The organism is Actinocorallia lasiicapitis (assembly GCF_054778695.1).
This window is the reverse complement of sequence record NZ_BAAGZI010000551.1, coordinates 1-2928: the sequence shown is the minus strand read 5'-3', so window position 1 is coordinate 2928 and position 2928 is coordinate 1. Positions and strand designations below refer to the sequence as shown.

The following is a 2928-nucleotide window of genomic DNA, read 5'->3' as shown; positions in this document are numbered from 1 at the left end:
GGGTGGCGCCGCCGACGTAGGCCGAGCCGAGGGCCGCCGCCGCGCACGCCGGTTCGGGACGGCCGGGACGCAGCGCCGTCCCGAAGGCCACGCCGGGCTGGTCGGCGAAGGTGCCCTTGGCCAGGGTGGTGAGAACAGGTCCCGGCCCCAGTTCCAGATAGTTGGTGACGCCGAGGGACTGCGCCGTCAGCAGGCCGTCGTGGAAGCGGACGGCCTCGCGGATGTGCCGCACCCAGTACTCGGGCGTGGTGATCTCCTCCCCCGCCTCGGCGCCCGACAGGTTCGAGATGATCCTGAGCGTGGGTGGCCGGTAGGTGAGAGTGCGGGCGACGTCGTGGAACGCCGCGAGCGCGCCGTCCATGTGCGGGGAGTGGAAGGCGTGGCTGACCGTCAGCCGCCGCGACTTCTCAAAACCCGCGGCGATCTCCGCCACCACGTTTTCATCACCCGAGATCACCACGGAGCGGGCACCGTTGACGGCCGCGATCGAAACCTTGTCCTCCACTCCGGCCAGCGCGGCCAGGGCCTCTTCCTCGGAGGCGGGCAACGCGACCATCGCCCCACCCGCGGGCAACGCCTGCATCAGCCGTGCCCGCGCGGCGACCAACGCGCACGCGTCCGCCAGGTCCAGCACCCCCGCCACGTGCGCGGCCGCCAGCTCCCCGACTGAATGGCCCAGCAGCACGTCGGGGGCCAGCCCCCACGACGCGAACAGGCGGAACAACGCCACCTCGAGGGCGAACAGCGAGGTCTGCGCGTACACCGTCCGGTGCAGCAGCGGATCGTCGTCGGCGAACATCACCTCACGCAGCGGGCGTTCCGCGTGACCGGCGAGATGGGCGTCGACCAGCGCGCACACCTCGTCGAGGGCGGCGGCGAACACCGGATACGCCGTGTACAGCTCCCGGCCCATCCCCGGACGCTGCGCGCCCTGGCCGGTGAACAGGTAGGCGAAGCGTCCACCGGCCGAGACCCCCTGCACGACCCTCGGTGTCTCCGCTCCCCTGGCCAGGTCCCCGGCGCCGAGCCGCAGGTCGGCGCCGGCCTCGCCGATCACGACGGCGCGGTGCTCGAAGGCCGAGCGGGTCGTGGCCAGGGAGTAGCCGATGTCGGACGGCCGGTCCGCCGCGAGTGACGCCAGCCGGGCGGCCTGGCCGCGCAGCGCCTCCCGGGTCTTCGCCGACAGCGGCCAGACGACCGGAAGCCCGTCCTGTGCGGTCGCGGCGACCGGGGCGGCGGTCTCGGGGAACTCCTCGATGATCACGTGGGCGTTGGTGCCGCTGATCCCGAACGACGACACCCCCGCCCGGCGCGGACGGCCCGTCTCCGGCCACTCCCGCGCCTCGGTCAGCAGCCGGACGTCACCGGACGACCAGTCGACGTGCGGGCTGAGCTCGTCGACGTGCAGGGTCCTGGGCAGTTCCCCATGCCGCATCGCCTGCACCATCTTGATGATCCCGCCCACCCCGGCGGCGGCCTGGGAGTGGCCGATGTTCGACTTCAGCGAACCCAGCCACAACGGCTCCCCGCCACGGTCCCGCCCGTAGGCCGCCATCAGCGCCTGTGCTTCGATCGGGTCACCGAGCCGGGTGCCGGTGCCGTGCGCCTCGACGGCGTCAACCTCGCCCGCCGCGAGACCCGCGTTGGTGAGCGCCTGGCGGATCACCCGCTCCTGGGCGCGGCCGTTCGGCGCGGTCAGGCCGTTGGACGCGCCGTCCTGGTTGACGGCGCTCCCCCTGATCACCGCGACGACGGGATGGCCATTGCGGCGGGCGTCCGACAGCCGTTCCAGCAGCAGCATCCCGGCGCCCTCGCTCCAGCCGGTGCCGTCGGCCGCCGCGGAGAACGCCTTGCAGCGGCCGTCCGCCGACAGGCCGCGCTGGCGGCTGAACTCGACGAACGTCGACGGGGTCGCCATCACGGTCACTCCCCCGGCCAGCGCCAGCGAGCATTCCCCGGAACGCAGCGCCTGGCCCGCCAGGTGCAGGGCGACCAGCGAGGAGGAGCACGCGGTGTCCACCGTGATCGCCGGGCCTTCGAGCCCGTAGGTGTAGGCGACACGGCCCGAGGCGACGCTGGGCATACTGCCGCTGCCCACATACCCTTCGAACCCGTCGGGGGCCGACGGCCGCAGCCGGGCGCCGTAGTCGTCGTACATGATGCCGGTGAAGACGCCGGTGCTGCTGCCGCGCAGCTCGGACGGGACGATCCCGGCCCGTTCGAACGCCTCCCACGCGGTCTCCAGCAGCAGCCGCTGCTGCGGGTCGATCGCGAGCGCCTCACGCGGGGAGATCCCGAAGAAGGCGGGGTCGAAGTCGGCGGCGTCGTGCAGGAAGCCGCCGTGCCGGGTGTAGGACGTGCCGGGCCGGTCAGGGTCGGGGTCGTAGAGGGCGTCCAGGTCCCAGCCGCGGTTTCCGGGGAACGCCGACACCGCGTCGGCGCCCTCGGCGACCAGCCTCCACAGGTCCTCGGGGCTGCGGACGTCCCCGGGGTACCGGCAGGCCATCGCGATGATCGCGATCGGGTCGTCGGTTTCCGCCGCCCGCACCTGGGAGACGGGCGCGGCGTCGGCGGGGCGGCCGAGCAGTTCGGCACGCAGGTGGACGGTGAGGGCGGCCGGATCCGGATGGTCGAACACCACGGTGGTGGCGAGGGTGAGGCCGGTCGCGGCGTTGAGCTGGTTGCGCAGTTCGACCGCGGTGAGGGAGTCGAATCCGAGGGCTTTGAAGGCGCGCCGGGGTTCGATGCCGTCGGCGGAGGGACGTCCGAGCACGGCCGCCGTGGTGGCCAGCACGAGCTTCCGCACCTGGTCGAGCTGCTCCTGTTCTGTCTCCCCGGCGAGCCGTCTGGCCAGCGGCAGGGCGGCGGCCGCCGTGGCGGCCTTGCGGAGCGGCGGCCGGACGAGGTCCCGGAGGACGGCGGCGGGCG

General features: G+C 73.5%; 1 protein-coding gene. It reads right to left on the bottom strand.

Features of this window, described 5'->3' with window-relative positions; translation table 11 throughout:
* A partial coding sequence (locus ACYVE7_RS31950) for a type I polyketide synthase (RefSeq protein ID WP_460370033.1) occupies window positions 1-2928 on the bottom strand: 2928 nt, incomplete at both ends.